Origin of the sequence: Bacillus sp. NPDC057893 (assembly GCF_042796455.1) — a bacterium.
Taxonomy (GTDB): Bacteria; Bacillota; Bacilli; order Bacillales; family Bacillaceae_G; genus Bacillus_A.
In genome coordinates, this window is sequence record NZ_JBHVNG010000002.1 from 293,498 (window position 1) to 320,322 (window position 26,825).

Annotated in this window: 27 protein-coding genes; 19 read left to right on the forward strand and 8 right to left on the reverse strand. The window is 35.5% G+C overall.

Features of this window, described 5'->3' with window-relative positions; all coding sequences use genetic code 11:
* Positions 1-95: 95 nt before the first annotated feature.
* Positions 96-2,462: a DUF6359 domain-containing protein gene (locus tag ACFVQC_RS10130; protein WP_377898278.1), complete on the forward strand. Its 2,367-nt coding sequence runs from the start codon at positions 96-98 to the stop codon at positions 2,460-2,462.
* 136 nt (positions 2,463-2,598) lie between these two features.
* Entirely contained in the window at positions 2,599-2,898 is a 300-nt protein-coding gene (locus ACFVQC_RS10135; RefSeq protein ID WP_377898279.1) for a hypothetical protein, read from the forward strand.
* 48 nt (positions 2,899-2,946) lie between these two features.
* Here the strand turns inward: ACFVQC_RS10135 and ACFVQC_RS10140 are convergent, their stop codons facing one another.
* On the reverse strand, positions 2,947-3,792 hold the full coding sequence (locus ACFVQC_RS10140; RefSeq protein WP_377898280.1) for a hypothetical protein: 846 nt from the start codon (positions 3,790-3,792) through the stop codon (positions 2,947-2,949).
* A gap of 424 nt (positions 3,793-4,216) precedes the next feature.
* Between ACFVQC_RS10140 and ACFVQC_RS10145 the strand changes: the two genes are divergently transcribed.
* Both ACFVQC_RS10145 and ACFVQC_RS10150 read left to right on the forward strand, forming a co-directional pair.
* On the forward strand, positions 4,217-4,789 hold the full coding sequence (locus ACFVQC_RS10145) for a TetR/AcrR family transcriptional regulator (RefSeq protein WP_088077914.1): 573 nt from the start codon (positions 4,217-4,219) through the stop codon (positions 4,787-4,789).
* Between the two features lie 209 nt (positions 4,790-4,998).
* Positions 4,999-7,476: a YhgE/Pip family protein gene (locus ACFVQC_RS10150; protein WP_377898281.1), complete on the forward strand. Its 2,478-nt coding sequence runs from the start codon at positions 4,999-5,001 to the stop codon at positions 7,474-7,476.
* A 38-nt stretch (positions 7,477-7,514) separates the two neighbouring features.
* Here the strand turns inward: ACFVQC_RS10150 and ACFVQC_RS10155 are convergent, their stop codons facing one another.
* Both ACFVQC_RS10155 and ACFVQC_RS10160 read right to left on the reverse strand, forming a co-directional pair.
* Positions 7,515-8,276, reverse strand: a complete 762-nt coding sequence (locus ACFVQC_RS10155; RefSeq protein ID WP_377894238.1) for a hypothetical protein — start codon at positions 8,274-8,276, stop codon at positions 7,515-7,517.
* A 235-nt stretch (positions 8,277-8,511) separates the two neighbouring features.
* Complete coding sequence (locus ACFVQC_RS10160; protein WP_002150013.1) at positions 8,512-8,865, reverse strand: PH domain-containing protein; 354 nt, start codon at positions 8,863-8,865, stop codon at positions 8,512-8,514.
* A gap of 242 nt (positions 8,866-9,107) precedes the next feature.
* On the opposite strand from ACFVQC_RS10160, the gene ACFVQC_RS10165 reads away from it, so the two are divergent.
* The 3 genes from ACFVQC_RS10165 (at position 9,108) to yknW (ending at position 10,408) form a co-directional block, all read left to right on the forward strand.
* A complete protein-coding gene (locus ACFVQC_RS10165; protein WP_002125823.1) occupies positions 9,108-9,314 on the forward strand; it encodes a hypothetical protein in 207 nt (68 codons plus the stop codon).
* 29 nt (positions 9,315-9,343) lie between these two features.
* Complete coding sequence (locus tag ACFVQC_RS10170; protein ID WP_377898282.1) at positions 9,344-9,646, forward strand: DUF2087 domain-containing protein; 303 nt, start codon at positions 9,344-9,346, stop codon at positions 9,644-9,646.
* Positions 9,647-9,727: 81 nt separating this feature from the next.
* On the forward strand, positions 9,728-10,408 hold the full coding sequence (gene yknW, locus ACFVQC_RS10175; protein WP_377898283.1) for a YknW family membrane protein: 681 nt from the start codon (positions 9,728-9,730) through the stop codon (positions 10,406-10,408).
* A 90-nt stretch (positions 10,409-10,498) separates the two neighbouring features.
* Here the strand turns inward: yknW and ACFVQC_RS10180 are convergent, their stop codons facing one another.
* Both ACFVQC_RS10180 and ACFVQC_RS10185 read right to left on the reverse strand, forming a co-directional pair.
* Positions 10,499-10,999 carry a DinB family protein gene (locus tag ACFVQC_RS10180; RefSeq protein WP_377898284.1) on the reverse strand — a complete coding sequence of 167 codons (501 nt, stop codon included), beginning with the start codon at positions 10,997-10,999 and terminating at the stop codon, positions 10,499-10,501.
* A 92-nt stretch (positions 11,000-11,091) separates the two neighbouring features.
* Complete coding sequence (locus tag ACFVQC_RS10185) at positions 11,092-12,033, reverse strand: helix-turn-helix transcriptional regulator (protein WP_377898285.1); 942 nt, start codon at positions 12,031-12,033, stop codon at positions 11,092-11,094.
* 195 nt (positions 12,034-12,228) lie between these two features.
* Between ACFVQC_RS10185 and ACFVQC_RS10190 the strand changes: the two genes are divergently transcribed.
* The gene (locus ACFVQC_RS10190) at positions 12,229-13,242 is read left to right on the forward strand and encodes a LacI family DNA-binding transcriptional regulator (RefSeq protein ID WP_377894243.1); all 1,014 of its coding nucleotides are present in this window, start codon (positions 12,229-12,231) and stop codon (positions 13,240-13,242) included.
* A 39-nt stretch (positions 13,243-13,281) separates the two neighbouring features.
* On the opposite strand, the gene yhfH is transcribed toward ACFVQC_RS10190, so the two are convergent.
* Complete coding sequence (gene yhfH / locus ACFVQC_RS10195) at positions 13,282-13,410, reverse strand: protein YhfH (protein WP_000567010.1); 129 nt, start codon at positions 13,408-13,410, stop codon at positions 13,282-13,284.
* 203 nt (positions 13,411-13,613) lie between these two features.
* Here yhfH and ACFVQC_RS10200 point away from each other — a divergent pair, with 203 nt between their 5' ends.
* From ACFVQC_RS10200 to ACFVQC_RS10235, 8 genes are all read left to right on the forward strand, one after another.
* On the forward strand, positions 13,614-14,348 hold the full coding sequence (locus ACFVQC_RS10200; protein ID WP_377898286.1) for an MBL fold metallo-hydrolase: 735 nt from the start codon (positions 13,614-13,616) through the stop codon (positions 14,346-14,348).
* Between the two features lie 9 nt (positions 14,349-14,357).
* Entirely contained in the window at positions 14,358-15,347 is a 990-nt protein-coding gene (gene lplA, locus ACFVQC_RS10205; RefSeq protein WP_377894246.1) for a lipoate--protein ligase, read from the forward strand.
* Positions 15,348-15,756: 409 nt separating this feature from the next.
* Positions 15,757-17,289: a fatty acid--CoA ligase family protein gene (locus tag ACFVQC_RS10210; protein WP_377898287.1), complete on the forward strand. Its 1,533-nt coding sequence runs from the start codon at positions 15,757-15,759 to the stop codon at positions 17,287-17,289.
* 124 nt (positions 17,290-17,413) lie between these two features.
* Entirely contained in the window at positions 17,414-17,665 is a 252-nt protein-coding gene (locus tag ACFVQC_RS10215) for a hypothetical protein (protein ID WP_377898288.1), read from the forward strand.
* 349 nt (positions 17,666-18,014) lie between these two features.
* Positions 18,015-19,070: a sulfate ABC transporter substrate-binding protein gene (locus ACFVQC_RS10220; protein WP_377896157.1), complete on the forward strand. Its 1,056-nt coding sequence runs from the start codon at positions 18,015-18,017 to the stop codon at positions 19,068-19,070.
* Between the two features lie 21 nt (positions 19,071-19,091).
* Positions 19,092-19,919 (forward strand): sulfate ABC transporter permease subunit CysT, encoded by an 828-nt coding sequence (gene cysT / locus ACFVQC_RS10225; RefSeq protein ID WP_377898289.1) that lies wholly within the window; start codon positions 19,092-19,094, stop codon positions 19,917-19,919.
* Between the two features lie 11 nt (positions 19,920-19,930).
* The gene (cysW, locus tag ACFVQC_RS10230) at positions 19,931-20,788 is read left to right on the forward strand and encodes a sulfate ABC transporter permease subunit CysW (protein WP_377898290.1); all 858 of its coding nucleotides are present in this window, start codon (positions 19,931-19,933) and stop codon (positions 20,786-20,788) included.
* Between the two features lie 13 nt (positions 20,789-20,801).
* Complete coding sequence (locus tag ACFVQC_RS10235; protein WP_377898291.1) at positions 20,802-21,875, forward strand: sulfate/molybdate ABC transporter ATP-binding protein; 1,074 nt, start codon at positions 20,802-20,804, stop codon at positions 21,873-21,875.
* Positions 21,876-22,108: 233 nt separating this feature from the next.
* Here ACFVQC_RS10235 and ACFVQC_RS10240 read toward each other — a convergent pair whose 3' ends face one another.
* Positions 22,109-22,300 (reverse strand): TetR family transcriptional regulator, encoded by a 192-nt coding sequence (locus tag ACFVQC_RS10240; protein ID WP_377898292.1) that lies wholly within the window; start codon positions 22,298-22,300, stop codon positions 22,109-22,111.
* 34 nt (positions 22,301-22,334) lie between these two features.
* On the opposite strand from ACFVQC_RS10240, the gene ACFVQC_RS10245 reads away from it, so the two are divergent.
* From ACFVQC_RS10245 to ACFVQC_RS10255, 3 genes are all read left to right on the forward strand, one after another.
* Complete coding sequence (locus ACFVQC_RS10245; RefSeq protein WP_377898293.1) at positions 22,335-23,441, forward strand: metallophosphoesterase; 1,107 nt, start codon at positions 22,335-22,337, stop codon at positions 23,439-23,441.
* A gap of 133 nt (positions 23,442-23,574) precedes the next feature.
* On the forward strand, positions 23,575-24,546 hold the full coding sequence (locus tag ACFVQC_RS10250; protein WP_377898294.1) for an HD domain-containing protein: 972 nt from the start codon (positions 23,575-23,577) through the stop codon (positions 24,544-24,546).
* 474 nt (positions 24,547-25,020) lie between these two features.
* Positions 25,021-25,632 carry a hypothetical protein gene (locus tag ACFVQC_RS10255; RefSeq protein WP_377898295.1) on the forward strand — a complete coding sequence of 204 codons (612 nt, stop codon included), beginning with the start codon at positions 25,021-25,023 and terminating at the stop codon, positions 25,630-25,632.
* Positions 25,633-25,699: 67 nt separating this feature from the next.
* Here ACFVQC_RS10255 and ACFVQC_RS10260 read toward each other — a convergent pair whose 3' ends face one another.
* Positions 25,700-26,821, reverse strand: coding sequence for an anti-sigma factor (locus ACFVQC_RS10260; protein ID WP_377898296.1), 1,122 nt, complete (start codon positions 26,819-26,821; stop codon positions 25,700-25,702).
* Positions 26,822-26,825: the final 4 nt, after the last annotated feature.

Genomic DNA, 26,825 nt, shown 5'->3' on the forward strand with positions numbered 1-26,825 from the left:
TGAATTTTGTGTAAAAGTTGTCGAAATATAGTTCTATATAACGAATCATTTGATATGATAGAAATGCTGAGAAAATATGAATTAGGGAGAGGAAAATGGCTGTGAAGAAATTGTTAAGTGTTTTTATATCATTCTTGCTATTGTTTTCATTTACTGGAACTTTAGCGCAGGCGGAAGAAACTACTTCTATGTCAGTAGAAAAAGCAATTCAAGTATTTAAGCAGCAAGGGAAAACGAAGGGAATAGTGGAAGGATATATCGTTGGGTATACGCAAAGTCCTTCTAAATACACGAAAGATCCGGCTAAGTTTGACGACACAAATGTGGCAATTGCCGATTCGCCAAACGAAACGAATCCAGACAAAATCATGCCTGTTCAGTTGCCAAAAGGCGATGTGAGATTGGCTGTAAATGTGAAAGATCATCCTGAAAATATCGGGAAGAAAGTTAGCTTAACAGGGACGCTTGAATTATATTTCGGTAGCCCAGGTTTAAAATCAGTAACAGCTCATAAGTTTTACGGAGAAGAACAAAACCGTGTTAGCGATGTAGTGGCTTCACCAAATGGCGGGGAAGTTGCGAAAGGAACAGCGGTAACATTAACAACGAATACAGAAGGAGCAACAATCTACTATACGTTAGATGGCTCTAATCCTACAAACAAAAGCGTTCGTTATAACGGACAAATTATAATGAATGAAAATAGTGTAGTGAAAGCAATCGCAGAAAAAGAAGGGCTTACTTCTTCAGCGATTTCAACATTTTCATTTCTAATCGTAACAAATGAACCAGTTCGTATTCATGATATTCAAGGGAAATCCCATATTTCTCCTTACAACGGGAAGAAAGTAAACAATGTGGAAGGCGTTGTCACAGCGCTTGATAAAAATGGTTTTTATATAGAAGATAATCAGCCGGATAATGATCCAGCTACTTCAGAAGGTATTTACGTATACAAAAAAGATGCGAATGTAGCGGTAGGAGATCTTATTCAAGTTGATGGAGCAGTAGAAGAATATGTTGGACCTGGATACGCAGAACGTTTTGAAACGGACTTAACGACGACAGAAATTAAAGCGAGTCGCGTTGCTGTAATCGCAAAAGATCAACCTTTACCAGCACCGATTGTACTTGGAGAAAACGGAGTGAAAATCCCAGATCAAATTATTGATAATGATGGATTTGGTCTATTTGACCCGAACGAAGATGCAATTGATTTTTATGAAAGTATAGAAGGTATGCGCGTTACGATGCCAACACCAAAAATTATCGCTCCTCAGAAAAATGGTAACTTATATGTAACAGTAAAAAACGGTGGGGATAAAGTTATAACGAAGTATGGCACACCGCTATTAGATAAAGAGCAATTAAACCCAGAGCGTCTTTCTGTTAAGGTACCTCGTGATTATGTCGCGAAAGTAGGCGATACGTTCACTGGGGATATAACTGGAGTAGTAGGATATGACTATGGTGCGTTCCGCATTTCGCCAGTAACGGAATTACCATCTGTAGTGGACGGTGGATTTAAGCAAGTAGGGGCAAATATTCAGCCGCGTCTTGATAAGTTAACAGTTGCTACATACAATATTGAAAACTTCTCAGCGAACAAAAAAGAAACAACGGACGAAAAAGTAAAAGCGTTAGCTTATTCTATTAAATATAACTTGAAAATGCCTGATATTATCGGCGTCCAAGAGATGCAAGATAATAATGGATCAATTAATGACGGTACAACAGATGCTTCTTTAAGCGCAAAGCGTGTAATTGATGCAGTATTAGAAATACGTGGACCGAAATATGAATATGTAGAAATTGCTCCGAACAATAATCAAGATGGAGGAGCACCAGGGGCGAACATTCGTGTCGGTTTCTTCTATAATCCATCACGTGTGAAATTAGCAGCAGTACCAAAGTTACTAGATAAAAATGTAGTTCGTATTGGAGATGAAAATTCATTATTTGAAAGTACACGTAAACCGTTAGCAGCAGAATTTACGTTCCAAGGACAAAACGTTGTTGTTATCGCAAATCACTTAAACTCAAAACTAGGAGATGCAACACCATTTGGAAAAGTGCAGCCGCTTGTATTAAAGAGTGAAGAAAAACGAGTTCAATTAGCACAAGAAGTGAATCAAGTCGTACAAGGTATTCAGAAAAGGAATACGAATGCACCAGTTGTTGTATTAGGTGATATGAACGATTTCGAGTTCTCTAAGCCACTAGAAGCACTGCAAGGAACGATATTAAAAGATATGTTAAACACAGTGCCGAAAGAAAACCGCTACACGTACATTCATGAAGGTAACGCACAAGTGCTAGATCATATTTTAGTAACAAATAACATTGTACAGCACACAATTGTAGACCCAGTACACTTAAACTCAAACATTATGAAAGAACATGGACGTGTAAGTGACCACGATCCAGTACTTGCTCAAATTGATTTGAAGAAGGCTTCTTAAAGTAGGGGAACGCTTAGGTATCTAAGCGTTCTTTTTTGTTTTTACATCGTCATATAATTATGAAGATAGAATTCCTTTTTTTGTAATATGGCGATAAAATTAATTGAATATTTAGTTTTCTTAAGAGGGGCTAAAGATGCAAGCGTTAATAAGTGGGAAATTAATGAATCAAATCGCAATCTTTTTTAGTAGTATCGTCATGATTCAGTTTATAGCGGAGATAACAGGACTTACACAGAATTTAGATATTACGTATAACCTAATAAATACAGCAAGGTCTTATATAACATTTAGTTTGGCAGTCATTTTTACTTTAATAGGAGCAAGAAGAGAATTGAGTAAATATGCAATTATTTCATTATGTTTAGTTGTAGGTACTAAAGCAATTTATTTTGCGGCGGTTGTTATTTTATGGGGGGTGGCTGGTACGCCGTAAATGAATAAAAAACCTAATTTCCAAGATAAAATGTGGAAATTAGGTTTTTTATGCTTGAAACGCTTTTCTACACCGATCTCTTCTTTGCAGTCTTCTTCTATATTTTTTTCTATCGCGCTTTACTCCTTGTATATACATGAATAAGCTAACGAGGAGGAAGAAGGTACATTGTATTGTTAAAATATATGGTGACATGCCATGCAGCGGTTGCTTTGGATCATATAAATGAATAGGTGCCCCGCCTATTGTAGGGAATATCGTATTTAGCAGGATGTAAGGAATGGCGGTAGTTGCAAATGGAAATAGAAGCGCCATATAATCTTTTTGTGACCATGCAGATGCAGCAAGTCCTAAAAGAGCCATTAAACCTGCAAATAAAAAATTAATTCCGATATATACAGTAATGTAAGTGATGGGAGTATCGGAATATAAGTTTGCGAACATCCCGTTATCATTTATAATGCCTGAACCAGCCGTCGGTTCTCCGTCTGGAATGGTTAATTTGCAAAATAATAATGATAAGATGAATGGAAACGTATAAAGAGTTCCTCCGCAAAAAAATGTAACGATATATTTCATTACTGAATAAGGAAATATAGAAATTTCTTTACTGACAAACGGTTTAAAACCATCTGATTTATCCGAGTTGTAACTTGTACTAAAGGGAAGGCTCGCAATAACTGGCATTAATAATAAATAAACATCCATTTCATTGCCACGAAATCCAATCCATTTAATATCCGTTGATATAGGTCCATTCGCAGCATCTCCTAAATAACGAATTACATAATAATAATGATAAATACAAATAAGAACGAATCCACTAAACATAATAATTAAAGAAACACGATTACAAAAAGCTTGCTTTATATTTAAACGAAGCGCACGCATCATGACTAAAAAAGCCTCCACTATTTTGATAAACTTGTCTATTTTCTATATTACTATTAATTGTAAACATTTTCTTGTTTTTTTATTTGTTTATTAGAGAAAGAGGGATTTTGTTGTTGTGAAGTAAGGTTTAACTGTAGAAGATTGTCAGATTGAAAAGAGAAGACATATTGAATTTTAGTTTAGACAAAATTACGCTTTCTACGCTGAAATAAGAAAAAGGTCTTCATAAAAATTATATCTGAAGAACATCTTTTCCTTTCCCCTTTTTTTCTGATACACTATGACAGTATTATATAGATTGACTGGAATTTTTTATACTGGAAATAATAAAAAAGAGAACTTGTATAGAATGTAAGCGTGTGGTAATATCAAAGATGTACTGATTGACTATATTATCCAATTGGTCATTTTTGGAGGTGACGATGTGGCGATAGATCGAAAACGTTCTATTATTGAAGCTGCAACAAAGTCTTTTTCAGCATTCGGTTATAAAGCAACGACGATGGATCAAGTTGCGAAGTTAGCGAATGTAGGAAAAGGAACAATTTATACTTTTTTCAAAAATAAAGAAGAACTATTTGGCGAAATTATTTCTAATTTAATTACAGAAATGAAGCAAGTTGCAGAAAATGCAATTCGTTCAGATATTTCATTTTTTGAAAATGTACATAGAGCATTATACAGCATATTAGAATTTAGAAAAGAACATCAGCTCATGATTAAACTAATTCAAGAAGAGCGTGATATGGGAACGAAAGAAGTACAAGAAGTGATGCAACAAGTAGATGTGGAAATCATTTCTGTCATCCAATCGTATTTAGAGATTGCGATTGAAAAAGGTGAGATTAGCAAATGTGATCCAGAAATTACAGCGTTTATTATGCTTCGCCTATACGTATCGCTTATTTTTGATTGGGAAAAAAATCATGAACCGTTAGAAAAAGAAAAAATCTCAGAATTATTCGAACTTTATTTACTAAAAGGATTGTCAAATTAAGATAATCCTTTTAATATTATAAAAAATGACTAATTGACCGAATTGGTCAAATGTGTGAAGAGGGTGGTTAAATATTATAATCAAGTAGATGAAAATGTGCATAGTATAAATTCGGGGATAAGGCATATGTATGAACAGATATAGCCTTTTTATTTGGGTAAAAATGACTAAATTGACATTTTGGTCATTTTTAAAAAGGGGGATAAATTATGAAATGGCATAAGTTGCTTAGTAAAGAATTTGCAGAGATTATAAAAAGTAAAAAAATATTAATCCCAATCATTGCGGTTTTATTTGTACCAATTTTATATGCGGGTATGTTTTTATGGGCCTTTTGGGATCCGTATGAACAGCTAGATGACTTACCAGTTGCGGTAGTCAATTTAGATAAAGGTGCAGTATTTGATGGGAAACCGATTGAAGTCGGGAAAGGGCTCGTTGATAATTTAAAAGATAATAAAAGTTTTAAATGGGAGTTTGTAAGTGAAAAAGAAGCGAAAGAGGGAATGGAAGGCAGAAAGTATTACATGTTAGTACGTATTCCAGATGACTTCTCAAGTAACGCTACAACGTTATTACAAGATGATCCGAAACCATTAAACTTAGAATATATTCCAAATGAAAGTTTAAACTTCTTATCTTCACAAATTGGCGGAACAGCCATTGGAAAAATTAAAAGTGAAGTATCAAGCACGTTAACGAAAACATATGCAGAGAAAATGTTTGATTCCATTAAAGACGTCTCAAAAGGATTAGCAGATGGAGCGGACGGAGCAAATAAGTTACATGACGGAGCTAGTGAGTTGCATGATGGATCAAGTAAAGTGACGGATGGACTGCATACACTTCAAGGGAAATCTGGTGAGATGAAAGATGGAGTTCAGAAATTAGCAGATGGCTCTAATAAATTACAAGATGGGTCCGGAAAAGTAACAGCAGGTTTAAATACATTGAATAGTAAAACAGGTGAGATACAGACTGGTATAGGGAAATTACAAGATGGATCTCAGAAAGTAACCGATGGTTTGAATACATTAGCAAATAAATCAGGTGAATTAAAAACAGGAACGAATGAATTAGCAAATGGTATGGAAAAGCTTGTTGGAGGACAAAGTCAATTAGAAGAAGGTTCTCAAAAAATTGAAAAGGGTTTGCAAGATTTAAACAGTACAGTGAAGCATTCTGTTGCAGGTTTAGAGGAAATGCAGGCGAAAGTTCCTTCTATATTAAATACTGTAAATGAGAAAATGAACGGAGCTGAAGAAAACGTAAATCAGTTAAATGAATTTACTCAATCAGCAGCAGGAGATGCAAAAACTGCAGCGCAAGATGTAGCGAATTTGCAAAAGCAAATCGAGAGTTTACCAAAAGAATATCAAGAGCAGTTACAACCATATATAACAAATGCGGCGAAAAGTACAGCGACAGTTCAGCAGAAAGCTATTGGAGTAGCAGGTGGAACAAATAAATTAAATGAAGAAGTAAAACAATTAAAAGGTGAAATAACTCAAACAACAAGTGATGCGCAAAACAAACTACCGAATACAGCGAAATTGCAATCTTTAACGGATGGTATTGAGAAATTACGGAATGCGCAAAACGAATTTGTAAGTGAATTTCATGGATTTGGTGCAGGATTAAGTAATGCCAAAGTAGGTGTAGATAAATTAAATAACGGGTCAGGTCAATTAATTGATGGAGTAACGCAATTAGCGGATGGCTCAAGCAAAGTAACAGGCGGTTTAGGTACATTATCTGTAGGAGCAAGTCAAATGACAGGCGGAATAACGAAATTAGCGGATGGATCGGGTCAAGTAACAACTGGCTTAGGTACTCTAAATGGTGGGCTAAATAAAATGTCAACTGGCTCAACCCAACTAATCGACGGAGTAAATAAACTAACAGACGGATCTGGAAAAGTGACAGATGGCCTCGTAAAAGTAAACGATGGTTCAGGTACACTGGCTGAAAAACTTGGTGAAGGTGCAGAAAAAACAGGAGAAGTAAAAGGAACGGATAAAACGTATGATATGTTTGCAAGCCCAGTAAAAGTGAAGACGGAGAAAATGGCGGAAGTTCCAAACTACGGAACAGGATTCACACCATATTTCTTATCACTCGGTTTATTCGTTGGGGCATTACTATTATCTATCGTATACCCATTACGCGATACAGTTGGCGTTCCGAAATCAGGATTCAGCTGGTTTATTAGTAAGTTTGGTGTTTTACTATCAGTCGGTATTATTCAAGCAATAGTAGCAGATGTCATATTACTGTTCTGGTTAGGTGTAGAAGTACAAAGTATTCCATACTTCATACTCTTTAGTATTGTTACGAGTTTAGCGTTTATTTCATTAATTCAATGTTTAGTAACAGCATTCGGTGATGCAGGGCGTTTCATCGCCATCATCACATTAATTATTCAGCTTACAACAAGTGCTGGAACATTCCCGCTAGAGTTGATTCCGAAGTATTTACAACCATTTAATGCTTGGTTACCGATGACATACTCGGTATCAGGATTGAAAGCAGTCGTATCAAGTGGAGACTTTAACTTCATGTGGCAAAATATTGGGATACTCATGATCTTTATCGTTTTATTATCACTTGGAACAATTGCTTCATTAACTTGGATGCACAAACGACAATTTAAAAATATTGCTGAAAATCAATCGATTGAAGCATAAATAAGAAATATAAAAAAGGCACCGAAATGGTGCCTTTTTTATTGGTCTTGTTTTATTGGATGAGAAATTTTATTTGTTTTTCTATTTTTACGGAACAAGTATATAACAATACTTATAAGGATAATAGTAGCTACAATCCAAACAAATGGACCATATCTTTCAGCAAAAGTATATAGTTTCATGTTGCTGGCAATGTCCTCTTTTGTTTTTCCTATTAGAATTTCAGAACCACTATACCCTTCAAGTGTATCTCCTTTTTTTATACCAAAAATAAGAGTGTCTGATTTGTTTTCTATTCCTGTATATCGGTATCCTTTACCTTTAATTGTTAATTGAGTATCATCCTTTTTTAGTGAGTAATCTTCGGTGGAAATATCTTTTCCTGACAGTGTAATTGGTTCCATCGAAAAACGGATTTCTTTTAATGCAGGAAGAGCCTCATTGTTTAGTAAGAGCTGCTTTGCAATATGCTGCTCGGTATCAATGTTTTTCCAATTTGCTTTTCGTCGTTTATACGTATTAATTTCAAGAAGTGCAAATTCTTTATTTTGAAGTTTTTCCTCTGTAATAGGTTGCGCGGTAGTTAATGTTCCTTTTAATAAAATCACACCGTCTTTTGCAGATTGAAATGAAGAGACCTCCTTCGTTTCTTTTAATGTATTGATAGCACCTCTATAATCTTCTTTTCCTAAAAGAACAGCTCCCGTATGTACGGTTAAAATAAGATATAGGATGCTTAATACTATAATAGCTTTTTTCACTATTTTCCCTCCAAAATATGTATAAGTTAATTGTAACATAATTTTCCATATAAAATTTTTCAATTTGAATAATAGGTTACAGGAATGAGAGTGATAAGTAAATTAAGAGAAGTGTGGATGAGAGAAGTAAAAATGAAAGAGAAATACAGTTGTAAGAAAGGTGAACTGTACTTCTCTTTTAGATGAAAAGTATTTTATTCCGTAAAATCCCAATTGGTGTAGGCTAATAATCCGTGGGGGATGAACAAAATCCCCCACGGATTAAAGTTTCACTTTATTGAATTCTTTTTCTCTGTATTACATTTAAAAAACCCTCAATATTCGAGCTTAAAATTTGGCCCACCGTTATATATTCGTCTTCATAGTAAAATATTAGTTTTTTATCAAAGAATGTTCTTTTCGTCTCTATGGATAGAATTTTTTTATATTCAAATTCCACAATCAATGCATTTTTACAACATTTGAATGATTGTCCATAAAAAATAACCCTCCTATTAGTGGCAAGTAACACTCCGGAACGAGGGACATTATGTGTAATAATATAGCCAGTAAGTGAACATCTTAAAGTGGATAAAATATTTTCTTCATGATGTAATAGTTGTTTTGCATCCTCTAAAATTTGATTCATTGCATATAATCCTTTTTTATTTAAAATACAATCTATATGGATATTATTATAGCAAGAAAGACCATACACCAAATATGTAACATTGCATATTTGGTGTATGGTCTTTCGAATATTATTCAGAATGGTTCTTACTTTCCAAAGAGCATCTTTTCCTTAATTTTACTATATTTTATGTTTAGCCTAAACGAAAGAAAGGAATCACAACAATTTGAATAGAATCATATTACAGGGGAGTTGATAGTATGAGACAAAAATCTCGCTTCTATTTCATCATATATCCGCTAGTCTGCTTCTTAGTTTATACACTATCTCCGATTTTGTTTCATAAAAAAGAATATACGAGTATGAAAGACATAGTGGGAATGATTGTAACCTATTATATTTTAATTGGTGGATATTACTTTATTGATTTTTTAAGTAAAAGAATAAAGAAAAACGGTAAAGTTTAATAATATAAAAACTGATGGAGGAGAACGAAATGACCGAAAGCCAAATGAAATTTCGTGATACGACCATTCGCAACTTTTTTGATAAAGAGGACCGCTTAAAATCGATTCCAGGTCAAAAAAAGAAAAAGTTAGTCTTATTGGAACATTTGATTAGAAAGCTGGGTGCTGGAAACCAATATACAGAAGAAGAAATTAATGCGTTCGTAAAACAGTATCATGATGATTTTTGTACGATAAGAAGAGAATTTGTTATACATGGGTTTATGGACAGAGAAGACAATATTTATAGTGTGAATGCGAGGGAAGAGTGGACGAGGTGGGAGATGTTATAGAGAGCTCTAATTGTGTAAGAACCTGTTTTCATATCTTTGCTGTATTAAAATGATGAATGTAGCGATAAAGGAGGGATTGTCTTGCAAGCTAGCAGTCTTATGCATGAAGAATTTTCGAGGAAGCCATCGGTTTTTGGGATTTTCACTTCACCGACATTACAATTCAAAAGGATGAGGAATCAAAGAAATATATTCCTCCCATTAACTCTTTTAATTTTACTTATTATCATTTCAAGCGCCTTAATTTCCTGGAATTCTTTACATAACCCTGCACTTAGTATGTTTCATGATAAAACTGGATTTACTGTTCCAAAATACATAACTTTCTTTACTTCATTTGGAATTTCTACAGTAAGTGGAATAGTAGCTATATTTTTTGCGCCTATATTCTATAAAAACATTATGATTTTTTTTGGAGTCGATATTAACTACAAGGAAACATTTCCTATCATTATCTATGCATCTTTTGTATTAAAATTAGGGATGCTTTTAAACGGATTGATTGCGTTCTCCCTTGGTGGATATGAGTTGTCCTATACAAGTTTAGGTGCGATAGCAACAGATAATATGGTTTTACATGCAATCGCTCAAAGGATAGATATATTTAATATTTGGTATTACGTTTTATTAGGAATAGGCTTAAAAACAATTACGAATTTAAATGAAAATAAACTTGTCACTCTCATTATTGTGCTTTTCGTTTTTACTAGTGCATTAGCAAGCATATCTGGATTTATGCAAGAAATATCTAAATTACAATAAAAGTATATTGGATTATATTTTTATTCATTTGTATGAAGAAAGGTGGTTTGGCTATGTGCCAAACCACCTTCTTTCATTCTTTATGGTAAATTATGAAATACTGTGATCCAATCGTTCTTTCTGACGAAGATGATGTGCAAAATGCATAGAAATGAGCTGGAACCACTCTGCCGTATTTAAGTAACCAAGTCCAGGGTGCTCTACTTTACAATCATTAGGAATAGAAGTAAGTGTTGGCTCAATGTCTTTAACAACTGTAATTAATTCCAGAAAACGTTCTTGTACTTCTTCTTTGTTAGTTGGATTTTCGGGTGTATATCCCGGATGATCTGGCACTTTTATTTGTATGTCAGGAAAAGCCCCCATTATATATACTTTTTCACCCATATCCGTTTTTTTGTTAGCTACAGATGGTGTTTCAGTTTTACATTTCTCGATTGCATCTAACTGCATATATGTAGCCGAAAGTAAATGATTATACATTTGACCAAGAGACCATTCTTCTGTAGAAGGTTTCGTTCTAAATTGTTCGAGAGAGTATTTTTCTAATTCCTCTATGTAATACGTTGCTAAATCCTCAAATTTGTTCATATTATTATCCCCTTTTTAAGAAAATGTATTTGTTAATACCTACAATAAAGGAGGGCTACTGACAACATTATGTCAGTAGTAAAATAAAAAAATTAAAGTTTTAACATTTTTTTTACTTCATCATATATTTTCTCAGAAAGAATTTTTGGTTCTAGTACTTGCACTTGGCTCCCCCAGCTTAATACCCATTGAAATACTTCATCTATACTTCTTGATTTCAAAAAGACATGAAAACCATTATCTTTATGCTTGTATGAATCTATAAAAAAGTATCGTGACTCAACAATTTTATGTGCAATATGGGATGGGAATAATAAATGGATCGTAACAGTTCGATTGTTTTCAGGTTGATAGTCTTGTAAAGAAAAGTCCTTCGGTTTTGTAAAAAATTCTTGTTCTTGCTGTAATGTATCCATACGGTCTAAACGAAAATTACGTATTTGTTTTCGAAGTAAACAATGAGCAACGATGTACCAAATTCCTGAAATGTTGACTAAACCGTAAGGATGAACGGTACGTTTTGTTTTTGTAGTTTCTCTCGGTTTACGATACGAAAAAGAGATAGATTGCTCTCTTTGAATAGCTTCTTGTAACAAGAAAAATTGGCTCTCTAGTTTTTCTTGCTCGGCTTGCTGGTTTGAAAATATAGGAGAAAGGAAACGGAAAGTTCCTCGCAATTCCTCAATTTTCTTTTGTTGATCAGTAGGGAGGACTATCTCAAGTTTCTCTTTTGCTGATTGCGCATGTACAGAAAAAGAAGAGGTGAAAGCTTTCTCAATATAATCACCGCCCAATAAAAGAGTAACGGCCTCTTCTGGCGTAAGCTGAATGGGTGGCAAGAAATAACCATCCATTAATGAATAGCCGTGACCAGGCATTGAAAAAATGGGAACGCCGGATTCGCTGAGTGCGTCCATATCTCGATAAATAGTGCGTATACTTGTCTCAAATTTTTCAGCTAAGCTTTGTGCTGTAACGGTTTGTTTTCTTTGTAATTCAATTAATATAGCTAATAAACGATCCGTCCGATTCATGAAATATCATCCTTTATTTTATAAATATTTTTATTGTGAACTTCTAAAAGTAGTATGTAATTCCCTGCCATTAACAGACTTTTTCCTATGTATAATATTAATATAGTAAAATCATAAGAACCTATATTGCAGTTTCCAATAATATACTATATAATCAGGATAAGAAAACGTTTTCATGCAAAGGGGGAAAATTTCGTGTCGACTATCGAGGACGTGGCGAAATTAGCGGGGTTATCAAGGACAACGGTTTCTAGGGTGATCAATAATCATCCATATGTTTCAGATGAGAAGAAGAAAAGGGTTCAATTAGCAATGAAGCATTTAGGCTTCGTTCCTAATTCTGCGGCGAGAAGGCTTCGTAAACAAAAAACAGAAACAATTGCGGTGCTTGTTCCAAGGATTACAAATCCTTTTTTTAGTAGATTTATTGAAGCAATCGAGATTGCTGCTTCTGAACATAAATATAAACTGATTATTTGTCAAACAAGATATTTACCGGAAAAAGAGATGGAATATTTACAATTATTATCTACGAAACAAGTAGATGGGATTATTCTATGTTCACTAGAAAATCCATGGGAGAATGTAGAGCCATACTTGCAACACGGTCCAATCGTGTTATGTAATGAATATATTGAGGAAGCAAATGTTCCAACAGTGAAGTTCGATCATGCACAGGGAGCATACATAGCTGCCAATCATGTATTAGAACAAGGATATCGTAATCTTATTTTTTGCCGTGGTAACGAAACGAAAGTAGTGAGCCAACAGCGAAAAATGGGCTTTTTACGCGCTATTACTGAAAAAAGTAGAGAAGTGGGAGCGATCGATTTTCTTGAAAACGCTTTCTCTTGGGATGATGGAAAACGAATATTCCATGAAGTATTAAAGGACAAAAAAAATCCTACCGCGATTTTGGCAGGAGGCGACGAGGTTGCAGCTGGAATTATCTCAGAGGCAAAACACCATGGTTGGAGTATTCCAGAAGATCTCGCTGTGATCGGTTTTGATAATCAAATTTTATCACAGATTACAGAGCCAGGTATTACGACAATTGAACAGCCAATCGACGAGATGGCCCGAAAAGTTGTCGACTTAATGATGGATAAAATCCATACGAAAAATTATCGACAAAAAGAATTGTATGAGTTTGAACTGGAGCTCTTGGTGAAAGGTTCAACGATGAAGGATAAGATGTTATTAGCCTAGTAGACTATGTCTGCTAGGTTTTTTTATGTTCACAAACTACTATTCTTCGTGAACGCAATCGTCACATTTGTTATGGTATGCTTCGTGCTGCTCATCAATTTCTTTCCCGCAGTGTGCACAAGTTTTCGTCGGTAAATTTCTGAAAAACTCCATTGGTTGATCGATCATGTCAATCCCTCCATTTCCATTTCTTACTATCATTGTATTAGTACAAAAAACAAAAGTCAACAACTGTTTTATAACAAAATTGAAAATTAATGAAAAAGTTTAGGAAATGGATTATAGTTAACAATGTAGGATGTAAGTAAAAAACTTTCTCAAGTACGGAGAAAAACGGCATTCCTACTCGGTTTTAGAAAGGATGGATACATATGAAAATGACTGTTGTCGGCTTTTGGGGCGGCTTTCCAGAAGCGGGAGAAGCAACGTCGGGGTATTTGTTTGAACACGATGGTTTTCGTTTACTTGTAGACTGTGGTAGTGGTGTACTAGCACAGCTTCAAAAATATATAACACCATCTGATATAGATGCAGTTGTACTGTCGCACTATCATCACGATCATGTTGCAGACATTGGGGTGTTGCAATATGCGAGATTAATTACGAGTGTAACAAAAGGACAACTACCAGAATTACCAATTTACGGTCATTCGTTTGATGAGAATGGATTTAATTCTTTAACGCATGCACCGCATACGAAAGGAATCGCGTACAATCCAGAAGAAACACTTCAAATTGGACCATTTTCCATTTCATTCTTAAAAACTGTTCATCCTGTTACATGCTTTGCGATGCGTATTACAGCTGGCGATGATGCCATAGTATACAGTGCGGATTCAAGTTATATTCCTGAATTTATTCCGTTCACAAAAGATGCTGATCTTTTCATTTGTGAATGTAATATGTATGCACATCAAGAGGCTGCGAAAGCAGGGCATATGAATAGTACAGAAGTAGCAAGTATTGCGAAAACTGCGAATGTAAAAGAGCTTTTATTAACGCACTTACCGCATACAGGCAATCCATCTGATTTAGTAACAGAAGCAAAACAAATTTTCAGCGGCCATATTACGCTTGCGCATAGTGGTTACGTTTGGAATTCATGAGGTGATACGATGTTATTTATTGATAATAAAGGGATTACAGATCCTACGATAAACTTAGCGATTGAAGAATATTGTGTGAAAAATTTAGATATTAACGAAACATATTTACTGTTCTACATTAATGAACCTTCGATTATTATTGGTAAAAACCAAAACACTGTAGAAGAAATTAATGCAGATTACGTAAAAGAACAAGGTATTCATGTCGTTCGTCGTCTATCAGGCGGAGGCGCAGTATATCATGATTTAGGAAACTTAAACTTCAGCTTTATTACGAAAGATGATGGAGATAGTTTCAGCAACTTTAAAAAATTCACAGAACCTGTAACGAAAGCGCTTGGTAAACTAGGTGTAAATGCAGAGCTAAGTGGTCGTAACGACATTTTAGCTGAAGGTAGAAAAATTTCAGGTAACGCGCAGTTTTCAACGAAAGGTCGTATGTTTAGTCACGGTACGTTATTATTTGACTCTGAAATCGATCACGTTGTATCAGCACTAAAAGTGAAAATGGATAAAATTCAATCAAAAGGAATTAAATCAATCCGTAGCCGCGTTGCGAATATTACAGAGTTCTTAAACGAAAAAATGACGACAGAAGAGTTTAGACAACTTCTTCTAGAAACAATTTTCGAAGGTGAAACAGATATTCCAATGTACGAATTAACAGAAGCGGATTGGAAAGAGATTTATAAAATTTCTGAAGAACGTTACCGCAATTGGGACTGGAACTACGGGAAATCTCCGAAGTTCAACTTACAACATTCACACCGCTTCCCAGTTGGACAAGTTGACGTTCGCCTTGAAGTGAAAAAAGGAACAGTAACAGAATGTAAAATTTACGGTGACTTCTTCGGATCACTAGATGTTCATGACATTGAAGAACGTCTAACAGGCGTACAATTTGATAAAGATGCATTCACTGTAGCTTTAGAAGGCGTGGATATTGCACGTTACTTCGGTAATATTACAGCAGAAGATTTCTTACATTTATTCTTCTAAAAATGAGGGAGGCTGTCATAAAGGGCAGCCTCTTTCTTTTTGTGTGGATTGTCACTTTTTGTCGGTAAGTCGATATATTTCAAAAATCGCTGATATAAGTTGAGTTGCGGTCGATATATCCGAAAAATCGCCGATATAATATTAATTTGTATGAGGAGTATACGAGTTTAAATAAAGAGGGACTTGAAACGCTTAGAGGAAAGGTGAGTGCATATTATCTTAAAATGATTTCGGGCCTAGTTTAATAATTTGTTGGTAAATAAAATACCCATATCCTTTCAAAGTGAGTCAAGAGGAGGTGAGCCGTGTATATGCAATTAATGGAATATCACTTGCTACTTTAATTTTCTTTTAATATAATTAATTTAGAATTTTTAAATATTCTAAAATTTATAAAGGTGGGATTTGTGTGAATCTCGTTCAATCTTTGGCTGAAACAGCAAAAAATAAGGGGAATAAACCGGCATACATATTTATGGATCAGTCGGTCTCATATGACCAATTAAACAAAGTGGTCACTAGGTTTTCTAGCAATTTAGCAAAAATGGGCATTGGAAAAGGGGACAATGTCGCATTAGCTGTTGGAAATTCACCACATTTTTTAGTCGGTTTATACGGAACGATGAAAGCCGGAGCAACTGTCATTCCGATTAATCCAATTTATACAGCAGACGAAATGCATTACATTTTACAAAATGGAGATGTAAAAACAATCATCGTACTCGACGTCCTTCTACCTGTTATACAATCTCTTACAACAAGACTTCCTTCACTTGAAAATATCATCATATGCGAAACCTCATCAGATTTTAACCATATAGAAACCGAAAAAATGAAAACGTTTACTAGCTTTATAGGAACTGGAGATTTAACTTACGAGGGTCCTGAACTAGATGAAGAAGATGTAGCTGTTATTTTATACACTTCAGGTACAACTGGAAAGCCAAAAGGCGCTATGTTAACACATAAAAATTTATATAGTAACGCAAGCGATGTGGCATCGTATTTACGATATACTGCTGATGATCGCGTCGTTGCGGCACTACCGATGTTTCATGTGTTCTGTTTAACAGTTGCGGTAAATGCGCCGATTGTGAACGGGGCAACAATTTTAATGTTACCGAAGTTTAGTCCGAAAGAAGTATTCCGTATTTGTCGTACGTATGAACCAACGATTTTTGCGGGTGTACCGACAATGTACAATTACTTATATTTATTTGAAGAAGCAAGTGCAGAAGATGTGAAGACACTTCGCCTTTGTATTTCAGGTGGTGCGTCAATGCCTGTTGCGCTTCTGAAAAACTTTGAAAAACGTTTTGACGTTATCGTTTCAGAAGGATACGGTTTATCAGAAGCATCACCAGTTACTTGTTTTAATCCGTTAGACCGTCCTCGTAAACCAGGTTCGATTGGTACAAATATTTGGCACGTAGAAAATAAAATTGTGAACGAACTTGGGGAAGAAGTACCTGTTGGTGCAGTTGGGGAGTTAATTGTTCGCGGACCTAACGTTATGAAGGGTTACTATAATGCGCCAGAAGATACTGCGGCGACACTTAAAGATGGCTGGCTATATACAGGAGACTTAGCGAAAATGGATGAAGAAGGTTACTTCTATATCGTCGATCGCAAAAAAGATATTGTCTTAGTTGGCGGTTATAACGTATATCCTCGTGAAGTAGAGGAAGTATTATATACTCATGATTCGGTAGCTGAAGTTGTCGTAATCGGTGTGCCTGATGAAAACTTAGGAGAAGCAGTGCGTGCCTTCGTCGTTCTGAAACAAACGAGCGTAACAGAAGAAGAGCTGATGCATTATTGCACGTTACATTTAGCGAAATATAAAGTACCAAAGAGCATTGAGTTTTTAACAGAATTGCCGAAGAATACAACTGGTAAGTTACTGCGAAGAGCTTTGAGAGAGAAGGCATTGCAAGTATAAAAATAAAGATATTCATCTCTATGACTACATGTTTTGAGGTGGATATCTTTTTGTTTTTTAGAATTGACTAAGCTATAAGTCCATATATTTAAAACGTAATATGACTAATACGGAGGGGATATGTATGGAGCAGAAGGAATTACGCTTACGGAAAGTGCAATATCTTATTTGTGACATTATGGATGAAATGAATATGGAGAGTGAGAAGAAGAACTTAGAAACATTGCAAAAGGTAATTGATCACCTTTCAGGAGCGATTGGGGATTTAGTTGATCCATCGAGTACGTATTCGTTGGACTATTTAGAGAGAAAAGTGCATACGGCTCATTATTTATTGTTTAAAAATGACCGGAAAGTGTATTTATGTAGAAAATAAAAAAGATTGGCTTTTATTTTTCCGCCCAATTGATAATCATTATCAATATGATAGTTATGATGGATAAATGAATATAAAAGGAAATGTCATATTGATAATGATTAAAAAAGATTTATTCATATATTTGTTGTTGATGGTGAAAGGGAATAGTTAGGGATATTTGTATAAGCCCCCGAGAAGCGATAATTAGAAATTCCAAGTTGACACATGTGAATTGCGGAATTAAAATAAAAAGAAATCAAACAGAATACAATAGAAGCTCATCAGAGAAACTGAAGGCGCACAACGTTCACTTTTGTGAATAGATTGTGGGCCTTTTTCTATTGTACAAACTAAGGGGGCTTTATATATGAAACAGTGGAGTAAGACAGCATTAATGAAAAGTACAGGTGTTTTATTATCAGCATTTGTTTTTTTGTCGGGTTGTGGTTCGGCAACATCCACTAGTAACTCTGAAGGAAGTACAGATAAGAAGACAGTTGAACTTTTAAATGTTTCATATGACCCGACGCGTGAGTTGTATCAAGATTTTAATAAAGACTTTGCGAAGTATTGGAAAGAGAAACATGGTCAGACAGTAAATGTAAAACAGTCACATGGGGGATCGGGAAGTCAGGCTCGTTCTGTTATCGATGGTTTAGAGGCTGATGTTGTAACACTAGCGCTCGCTTATGATATTGACGCAATTAGTAAGAAGAAACAACTAGCAGAAGATTGGCAGAAGCGACTTGCGGATAATTCTACTCCGTATACATCAACGATTGTATTTCTTGTGAGAAAAGGAAATCCGAAAGGGATTAAAGACTGGGATGATTTAACGAAAAAAGGTGTGTCTGTCATTACACCAAATCCGAAAACATCTGGAGGAGCACGTTGGAACTATTTAGGTGCATGGGGATACGCACTGAAGAAATATAACAATAGTGAAGATAAAGCGAAAGAGTTTGTCAGTCAAATTTATAAAAACGTAGAAGTACTAGATTCGGGAGCACGCGGGGCAACGACGACTTTCGTTGAAAAAGGAATTGGTGACGTGTTAATTGCTTGGGAAAATGAAGCGTTGTTATCACAAAAAGAACTTGGAAAAGATAAATTCGAAATTGTAACGCCTTCGATTAGTATACTTGCGGAACCGCCAGTAGCTGTTGTAGATAAAGTAGTTGATAAAAAAGGAACGAAAAAAGTAGCAGAAGGATATCTTGAGTATTTGTATTCAGAAAAAGGGCAAGAAATTGCGGCGAAAAACTTTTATCGCCCTCGTAATGAAAAAGTAGCAGAAAAGTACGCATCACAATTTCCAAAAGTTCAATTATTTACAGTAGATGAGTTATTTGGCGGATGGAAAAAAGCGCAAGAAAAGCATTTTAATGATGGCGGCGTATTCGATCAAATGTATAAAAAATAAGGGGGGATGAGGTGAAGTTATATGAGGAAGAAGCGTGTTTTACCAGGGTTTGGATTATCTCTTGGATTTACAATGCTGTATATGAGTTTATTCGTACTTATACCACTTTCTATCGTATTTATTCAAACTTCGCAGCTAGGCTGGAAGAAGTTCGCACAAGTTATAACGAGTGAGCGCGTTTTGCATTCCAATCAAGTAAGTTTCACAACTTCACTTGCAGCGGCAATCGTAAATGCCATTTTCGGTTTATTAATTGCTTGGGTACTCGTTCGCTACACATTTCCAGGGAAACGGTTATTAGACGGACTAATCGATTTACCATTCGCTCTTCCGACTGCTGTAGCTGGTATTACACTTACAACGCTATATGCGGAAAACGGCTGGGTTGGAAAAATATTTAGTGTGTTTCATATAAAAGTAGCTTTTACCCAGCTTGGTATTATTGTGGCGCTTACGTTTATTGGCTTACCCTTTGTCGTTCGAATGGTGCAACCAGTGCTGCAAAGTATTGATAAAGAAGTAGAAGAAGCAGCTTCTAGTTTAGGGGCGTCACGCTTCCAAATATTTGTGAAAATCATTTTGCCAGAAATATTCCCGGCTCTACTTGCTGGTTTTTCACTCGCCTTCGCGCGGGCGTTAGGAGAATATGGATCTGTCGTGTTCATTGCAGGTAATATGCCGATGAAAACAGAAATTGCACCACTTATGATTATGACGAAACTAGAACAATATGATTATGCAGGAGCAACAGCTGTAGCGGCTGTGATGCTTATCATTTCGTTACTTTTCCTGCTCCTTATTAATATGATTCAAACTTGGAGTAGAAGGCATGAACTGAAAAGCGAATAGGAGGGGAGAAAATGGAACCAACATTAGTAGAGAAGAAAATAGTAAAAAGCGTATCAGCTAAAAAAGAATCTAAATGGGTACCAATTCTATTCATTACGATAACAGTTTTATTTTTATCTCTCTTTCTATTACTGCCGCTCGTGACAATTTTTATGAAAGCATTTGAACGCGGGCTTGATGTATATATTGCCGCCGTAACAGATCAAGAAGCATTTTCAGCGATCAGGTTAACGCTCCTCGTTGCTTTAATCGTTGTGCCGCTTAATACGATATTCGGAATAGCGGCAGCTTGGCTTATTACGAAGTTTCAGTTTAAAGGAAAGCAAGTATTATTATCTCTTATTGAACTGCCGTTTGCTGTATCACCAGTTATCGCAGGATTAGTATTCGTTTTACTTTTTACACCTCGTGCGGCTCTTGGCGGATGGTTATTGGAACACGGGATAAAGCTCATTTTCTCTGTCCCTGGTATTATCATTGCGACGATTTTTGTTACGTTTCCGTTCGTTGCGCGTGAATTAATCCCGGTTATGCAGGCGCAAGGGAAGAGTGAAGAAGAAGCAGCTCTATCACTTGGCGCAAGTGGCTGGAAAATGTTTTGGCGAGTTACATTACCTAATATAAAATGGGGTCTATTATACGGCATGATTTTATGTAATGCCCGAGCCATTGGTGAGTTCGGCGCCGTTTCCGTTGTGTCTGGTCACGTGCGCGGCATGACAAATACAATGCCGCTTCATATTGAAATTTTGTACAATGAATATCAATTTTCAGCAGCGTTTGCTGTGGCGACTTTAATGTCACTTATCGCAGTTTTTACGCTCGTTATAAAAAATTGGATTGAATGGAGAATGGAAAAACGACAATAAGGGGTGAGTTGCGGTGAGTATTCAAATTCAAAATGTATCAAAACAGTATGGTACATTTCAAGCGTTGGCAGACATTCATTTGGATATTCCAAAAGGTGAACTGGTCGCTTTATTAGGCCCATCAGGTTCTGGGAAAACGACGTTATTACGAATTATTGCAGGACTAGAAGAAGCGGATCAAGGTTCCATTTCATTTGATGGGGAAGATTTAACAAATATTCATGTGAAAAACCGGCAAGTCGGTTTCGTCTTCCAGCATTATGCACTTTTTAAACATATGAATGTATTTGAAAATGTCGCTTTCGGTTTAAAAGTAAGAAAGAAAAACTTAAGACCATCAGCTGAAGTAATAGAAGAAAAAGTAACAGAACTATTGAAACTAGTAAAAATGGATGGTTTTGCAAAACGTTATCCAGCGCAATTATCTGGCGGACAACGACAGCGTATCGCACTAGCCCGGGCACTTGCAGTCGAACCGAAAATCTTATTGCTAGACGAACCGTTCGGTGCACTTGATGCGAAAGTGCGGAAAGAATTACGAAGATGGCTCCGGAAACTACATGACGAATTTCAAATTACGAGCGTATTCGTAACGCATGACCAAGAAGAAGCGCTAGACGTTGCGGACCGCATCGTTGTAATGAATGAAGGGCGCATTGAACAAATGGGAACACCGGAAGAAGTGTATGAAAAACCGGCAAGTCCGTTCGTATATGACTTTTTAGGAAACGTGAATTTATTTCACGGTCGTGTTCATAAAGGTAAGCTAAATGTAGGATCAGTGGAGCTAGAAGCACCAGAGCATAAGCACGTCTCAAATGTAGACGGAGTGGGATACGTAAGACCACATCATCTATCAATCTCTCGTACGAAACAAAGTGTAGACGCCATCCCGGCGAAAGTAACATATTCACATGCAGTTGGTCCTGTCGTATATGTAGAATTGAAGCGCGACGGAACAGAAGAATATTTAGAAGCAGAAATTAGTAAAGAGCAGTTCAGACAGCTTAACATTCAAACGGGTGAGTTTGTATACGTACATCCGAAAGAAGTGAAGGTGTTTATTCCGGAGGATTTTGTGATTTAAAGAAAAACGAACCGCCATCTAAGTGGCGGTTTGTTTTTTTATTTTTTCTCTGTTCATAGTAGGGCATTTTACCGATGAATATTATATAGTATCTTTACGTTCGGAAAAAACAAGTATTTGCTTGTTATGCGGAAGAACGTATTATCGGTTAAAATAAAAATCCGCAAAACATGGAGTTTCCACGTTGAGAATGAAAATGCACCCAAATTATTGGATGCACTTTTTCATAACCTTTATATATTCCGCCTCATCAATTCCCCAACCTGCGTCGCAACATATTCAATATCATTATCAATTTCGTCTAACACGTAAGATTCTAAAATGCCTATTACAGCAGTTCCTAAAAATTTTAAAACGATGTGCTTATCAATGTTTTTATTGTGAAGATTGATGTGCTTAATATTTACGTTAAACGTGCATAACAAGATATAATAGAAGAAATCAATAAGGAGGCTGGCTGTGAAGAATCTTCGTTATTTCAATATATTTACTATGTTAATTGTATACACACTACTTATGTTTTATATCGGCTGGAACGGATGGGTTTGGCTTAGTACGGTATTGGGCTGGGAATCTTGGGGATATTACGCTTTCGTAGTTGGCTTCATTTCATATGCGTATATTCTCGTACAAGTGTTTAAATTCCTTCCTTTCCTGCGAACGGTCGGCTCAATTTGGTTTGCAGTAATACAATACGCGCTTATGTTATTGCCGTTAGCCGATATTGCAGTCTTCCTACTGCAGTTTTCAGTGGAGAAAGAGAAGGCAATTATTTGGACAGGAACGGTCGTCTTACTCGTGTTCATCTTTATCTTTGCGTATGGGGTATTTAATGCGTATAGCCCGGTTGTAAGAAAGTATGATGTACATATACCAAAAAAGGTAGAAGGGCGCAAAAGTTTACGTATTGCGATGGCTTCTGATATGCATTTCGGTAAACTGTCTGGAGTTGCTCATTTAAAGAGACTTGTCCACCATGTAAATGAAATGAAACCAGATATTATTTTACTGCCTGGTGATATTATAGATGATCATCCAGGTGTGTTCATTCAAAAAAATATGGGTCCAATCATGAAACAGATGAAAGCTCCATTAGGCGTATATGGTGTGTTAGGAAACCATGAATATTACGGCCGAGCTGTACCGGAGTTTTTACAAGAGATGGATAAGATTGATATTCGTATTCTTTTAGATGAAGTCATTACAATTGAAGATCATTTTTATCTCGTTGGAAGAAGGGATAAAACAGAGCGTGATCGTCAAAGCTTTGAAAATCTAATGAGTACGATAGATAAATCGCTTCCTGTTATCGCAATGGATCACCAGCCATTTGAATTAAAGCAGGCAGCGGATGCTGGCGTCGATTTACTATTATCCGGTCACACGCACCGCGGACAAATGGCGCCGAATCATATTGTAACGAGAAGAATGTACGAGCTAGACTGGGGATATGCACAAAAAGGTGCGTTCCATGCGATTGTTTCTTCTGGATTTGGATTTTGGGGACCACCGCTTAGACTTGGAAGTAGATCTGAGATTGTGCAGGTGGAAGTTACGTTTGAATAAGTATGTGAAATAGAGAGCCGAGTGCTCTCTATTTTTTAATTTAAAGGCACACAATATTCGAGGGAAGTTCTTTATTTACTCTCTGAAAAAAGAGATACTATAAAAAGACTCTGCTGGAAAAGGGGGATTTTAAGTGATCATATCAGATGTCATATACGGTGAGTTTAAAGTAGATAAAGTGTTAGAAGAATTAATTTTAAGTAAACCTGTGCAAAGGCTTAAAGGGGTTCATCAAGCCGGAGCAAGTTATTTAATGAACGAGAAATGGGATGTAACGCGCTTTGATCATTCAGTTGGTGCTATGTTGTTAATTAAAAAACTTGGTGGTTCAGTAGAAGAACAGATTGCCGGTTTACTGCATGATGTATCGCATACTGCTTTTTCTCATGTGATTGATTATGTTTTTGATAATAAAAATGAAAGTTATCATGAAGAAATATTTAGCTCTGTTGTGAAAAACTCGGAAATCCCGGCGATTCTTTCAAAACATGGTTATAACTATGAAGAAATTTTGTTAGATGATTCGAAGTGGAAATTACTTGAAAGATCCGCGCCAGAATTATGTGCAGACCGAGTGGATTACACATTGAGAGATATGTATACATATGGATATATTTCTTTAGAAGAAGCTCAAGATTTTTTAGATGATTTAATCGTAGTTAATGGGAAAATGGTTCTTCAAAATATTGAAATTGCAGAATGGTTTACGAATACGTATTACAAAGAAGTAATCGACTTCTTTATGAAACCACTTAATATTTATGGAAATGATATGTTAGCCAAAACGTTAAAGTTAGCTCTTTATAAAAAGGTAATCCATCCAGATGATTTTCTTCTTGAAGATCATGAGCTTATTACGAAATTGCAGCTATGTAAAGATCAAAAAGTAGATGCTTTATTAAGAAAAGTTCATCCAAGTATAGAAGTAAAAGAAGATAGAAATGAGTATGATCTATATCAGAAAAATAAAGTGCGTCTCATTGACCCGCCCTTACTTCGTGAAGGGAAAATCGTTCAGTCGTCTGTCGTATCAGAAAAAATACGACAGATGAGCGATATCGCTTATGAAAAAGCGGTAAGAGGAATGTATGTGAAAGTGATTTAAAAGGAAAAGGTGTCATCAATTATGATGACACCTTTTCGCTTTAAAGGGTTGTTCGTATAGAAATGTGTTACATTTTTACGAGACCTTTTTATTTTACCAGAAAAATACCTTTTATGGTAAGGAAATAACTGCTGAAAAGTTTTTCGTTGAAAATAATTTGTGAAAAAAGTACTAATTTTTAATGTGACAAAAATAATATATTTTAAAATAATCGCTTTAGAATCTTTCGTTCTTTATATATGGATTCTCATATTTTTTAAGGAAATTCAAAGGATTTTGTCGTTTTTTGTTGTAATTTTCATATTATGATAAACATAATGTTCGGAATCAGCCATTATAACAGAAAAATTTTAAAAAAACAGAATTGAATCACATTGCTTATTTTAATATAATTTATTTGTTAATTAATAACATATTTAGGGTATGATTCTTTATTGCGGCGAGAATTCTTTTTAACATAGGGGGATTTACAGAATGATTAAAACGGCAAAACCTGAAATGATGAATGAATTAAAAGAAACAGTTTACAAATTCTTTCCGAAAAATATTGTGAAAGAAGAAGGATTGTACGAGGAGTCCAAAGAGCATAAAAAGTTTGTAGACTTGAAAGAGAGTTTTATAAAAAACGAAAGCTCTCAAAAGGAAATTTTGTCTTTAATCGAGTCAACATTTTGTGATTATCACGTGTCGGACTATACAGATTTAAACCTATATAATTGTCTAGAATATAATGTGTTACTAAATGGAAAAGAACCGATGTTAAATGATGATATTGATTGGATACGAACATCAAGAGGCGAGCGCCTTGATTTAGGGGTTTTTGTTAGCTTACTTGATAAATATTATTATTACTACGTATTAAAAACAACATATGATGAAGATGTAAGGGAATGGACTTTTGAAACAATCGATGTAGAAATGGATACCATTTGTGAATTTGAGAAACTAATGAATACAAAAGGATTTGTAAGAGTAGAACGAGAGGTTGCTAGAACTGCAATTCCTGATATAGAAACGGAATGTTTACGTATGGGGGAAGTTAACGTATTTCATGCTTTATTCACGGATTCGGTTAGTGAAATATAGGTTTTAAATTATTAAAAAGGTTGTGTAGAAAATAGCTGCTGTTTTCTACACAACCTTTTCATTTCCACTAATCAAACCAATTCCAAATCTCAATATCTCCAAGAGTTGCATAACGTACGTGCGGGGAGTTTTGTAATTTTAATAACTCTTTCGACGGACCGGTAATGACAATGCCATATACTTTTACGCCGTTATCTTTTACATATTTATAACGTTTATCTAAGTTTAGTTCTTTCTCAGGAAGCGCTGCTATTTTGCTTACCGTTTTTTTATGGATAGAAAGAATACGCATCATTTCGATTACTTGATCTTCTGGTGTTTTGTGCTTGTCTGCGTTACTATCTAGGAATCTTACATGTTCTGGAAATCCTATAGCTTCCCCGCCATGTAGAATATAGTCTTCTACATTTGTTCTTTCTTGTCCTGTATCTAAAGCGTACCATACAGGAGTTGGAGGGAGTTCTTGTGCTTCAAATATGCTATATAAAAGCGGTTCTAATTCTTTTAAAGTGTAAGCTTTATCAAAAGAAATTGCTACTTCTGCAACGGTTCCATCATGTACTTTTGCAAGTGTATCCCATACTTTTTTTGAGGAATCCTTTAAATAATCACCCTGCTCTGTTTTGGGATGAACAAAGAAGAGTTGTGGTTGATAGAACGGATTCATCCAAGTTTGCTTCGTGATATCTACAGATGATAAGAAGCTTTTTGTTTCTATTGTACCGAGTGGCATTTCTTTTTTACCGACGGTTCTTACTAAATCAAAGCTGCTGTTTGTACGGAAAAAAGCTTCTACACTTGTTCCGCCTCCCATAACACGGCTGTTTGGGATAGTTGCTTCAAGTGCAAGAGAAGGCACACTTCTTATTTCTTCTAGCCTTTTATCATTATTAGCTTGAAAATAAAAGGCAGATAATACCCCGCCGATTATATATATAACGATACAAATTACTAGTATAAAACCAAGCATCTGTAACCGATGTTTCCACTTAATTCTCCAAAAAGGAATTTTAAGATCTTTTGGCGGTAACTTTTTCTTAATTGGCTCTGTTTTTGTTAACAGTTCATCTAAGTGAGTTTCACATTCTTCACAAGTTTCAATATGACTTTCTAACTGTTCTTGTTCATCATGTGTGAGCATTCCTGTTTCATATTTCTCCCACAGTTTTTTAAACTCTGCACATCCCATCTGT

Excerpts from the sequence above, each read along its gene's own strand:
- ACFVQC_RS10160 (WP_002150013.1), bottom strand. The coding sequence starts at position 8,865 with ATGAATCAAATTTTAGAGGATGCAAAACAACTATTACATCATGAAGAA.
- lplA (WP_377894246.1), top strand. The coding sequence starts at position 14,358 with ATGTTATTTATTGATAATAAAGGGATTACAGATCCTACGATAAACTTA.
- ACFVQC_RS10260 (WP_377898296.1), bottom strand. The coding sequence starts at position 26,821 with ATGGGATGTGCAGAGTTTAAAAAACTGTGGGAGAAATATGAAACAGGA.
- ACFVQC_RS10135 (WP_377898279.1), top strand. The coding sequence starts at position 2,599 with ATGCAAGCGTTAATAAGTGGGAAATTAATGAATCAAATCGCAATCTTT.
- ACFVQC_RS10200 (WP_377898286.1), top strand. The coding sequence starts at position 13,614 with ATGAAAATGACTGTTGTCGGCTTTTGGGGCGGCTTTCCAGAAGCGGGA.
- ACFVQC_RS10255 (WP_377898295.1), top strand. The coding sequence starts at position 25,021 with ATGATTAAAACGGCAAAACCTGAAATGATGAATGAATTAAAAGAAACA.
- cysT (WP_377898289.1), top strand. The coding sequence starts at position 19,092 with ATGAGGAAGAAGCGTGTTTTACCAGGGTTTGGATTATCTCTTGGATTT.
- ACFVQC_RS10215 (WP_377898288.1), top strand. The coding sequence starts at position 17,414 with ATGGAGCAGAAGGAATTACGCTTACGGAAAGTGCAATATCTTATTTGT.
- ACFVQC_RS10180 (WP_377898284.1), bottom strand. The coding sequence starts at position 10,999 with ATGAACAAATTTGAGGATTTAGCAACGTATTACATAGAGGAATTAGAA.
- yhfH (WP_000567010.1), bottom strand. The coding sequence starts at position 13,410 with ATGATCGATCAACCAATGGAGTTTTTCAGAAATTTACCGACGAAAACT.
- ACFVQC_RS10165 (WP_002125823.1), top strand. The coding sequence starts at position 9,108 with ATGAGACAAAAATCTCGCTTCTATTTCATCATATATCCGCTAGTCTGC.
- ACFVQC_RS10130 (WP_377898278.1), top strand. The coding sequence starts at position 96 with ATGGCTGTGAAGAAATTGTTAAGTGTTTTTATATCATTCTTGCTATTG.
- ACFVQC_RS10155 (WP_377894238.1), bottom strand. The coding sequence starts at position 8,276 with ATGTTACAATTAACTTATACATATTTTGGAGGGAAAATAGTGAAAAAA.
- ACFVQC_RS10220 (WP_377896157.1), top strand. The coding sequence starts at position 18,015 with ATGAAACAGTGGAGTAAGACAGCATTAATGAAAAGTACAGGTGTTTTA.
- ACFVQC_RS10150 (WP_377898281.1), top strand. The coding sequence starts at position 4,999 with ATGAAATGGCATAAGTTGCTTAGTAAAGAATTTGCAGAGATTATAAAA.
- cysW (WP_377898290.1), top strand. The coding sequence starts at position 19,931 with ATGGAACCAACATTAGTAGAGAAGAAAATAGTAAAAAGCGTATCAGCT.
- ACFVQC_RS10170 (WP_377898282.1), top strand. The coding sequence starts at position 9,344 with ATGACCGAAAGCCAAATGAAATTTCGTGATACGACCATTCGCAACTTT.
- ACFVQC_RS10140 (WP_377898280.1), bottom strand. The coding sequence starts at position 3,792 with ATGATGCGTGCGCTTCGTTTAAATATAAAGCAAGCTTTTTGTAATCGT.
- ACFVQC_RS10185 (WP_377898285.1), bottom strand. The coding sequence starts at position 12,033 with ATGAATCGGACGGATCGTTTATTAGCTATATTAATTGAATTACAAAGA.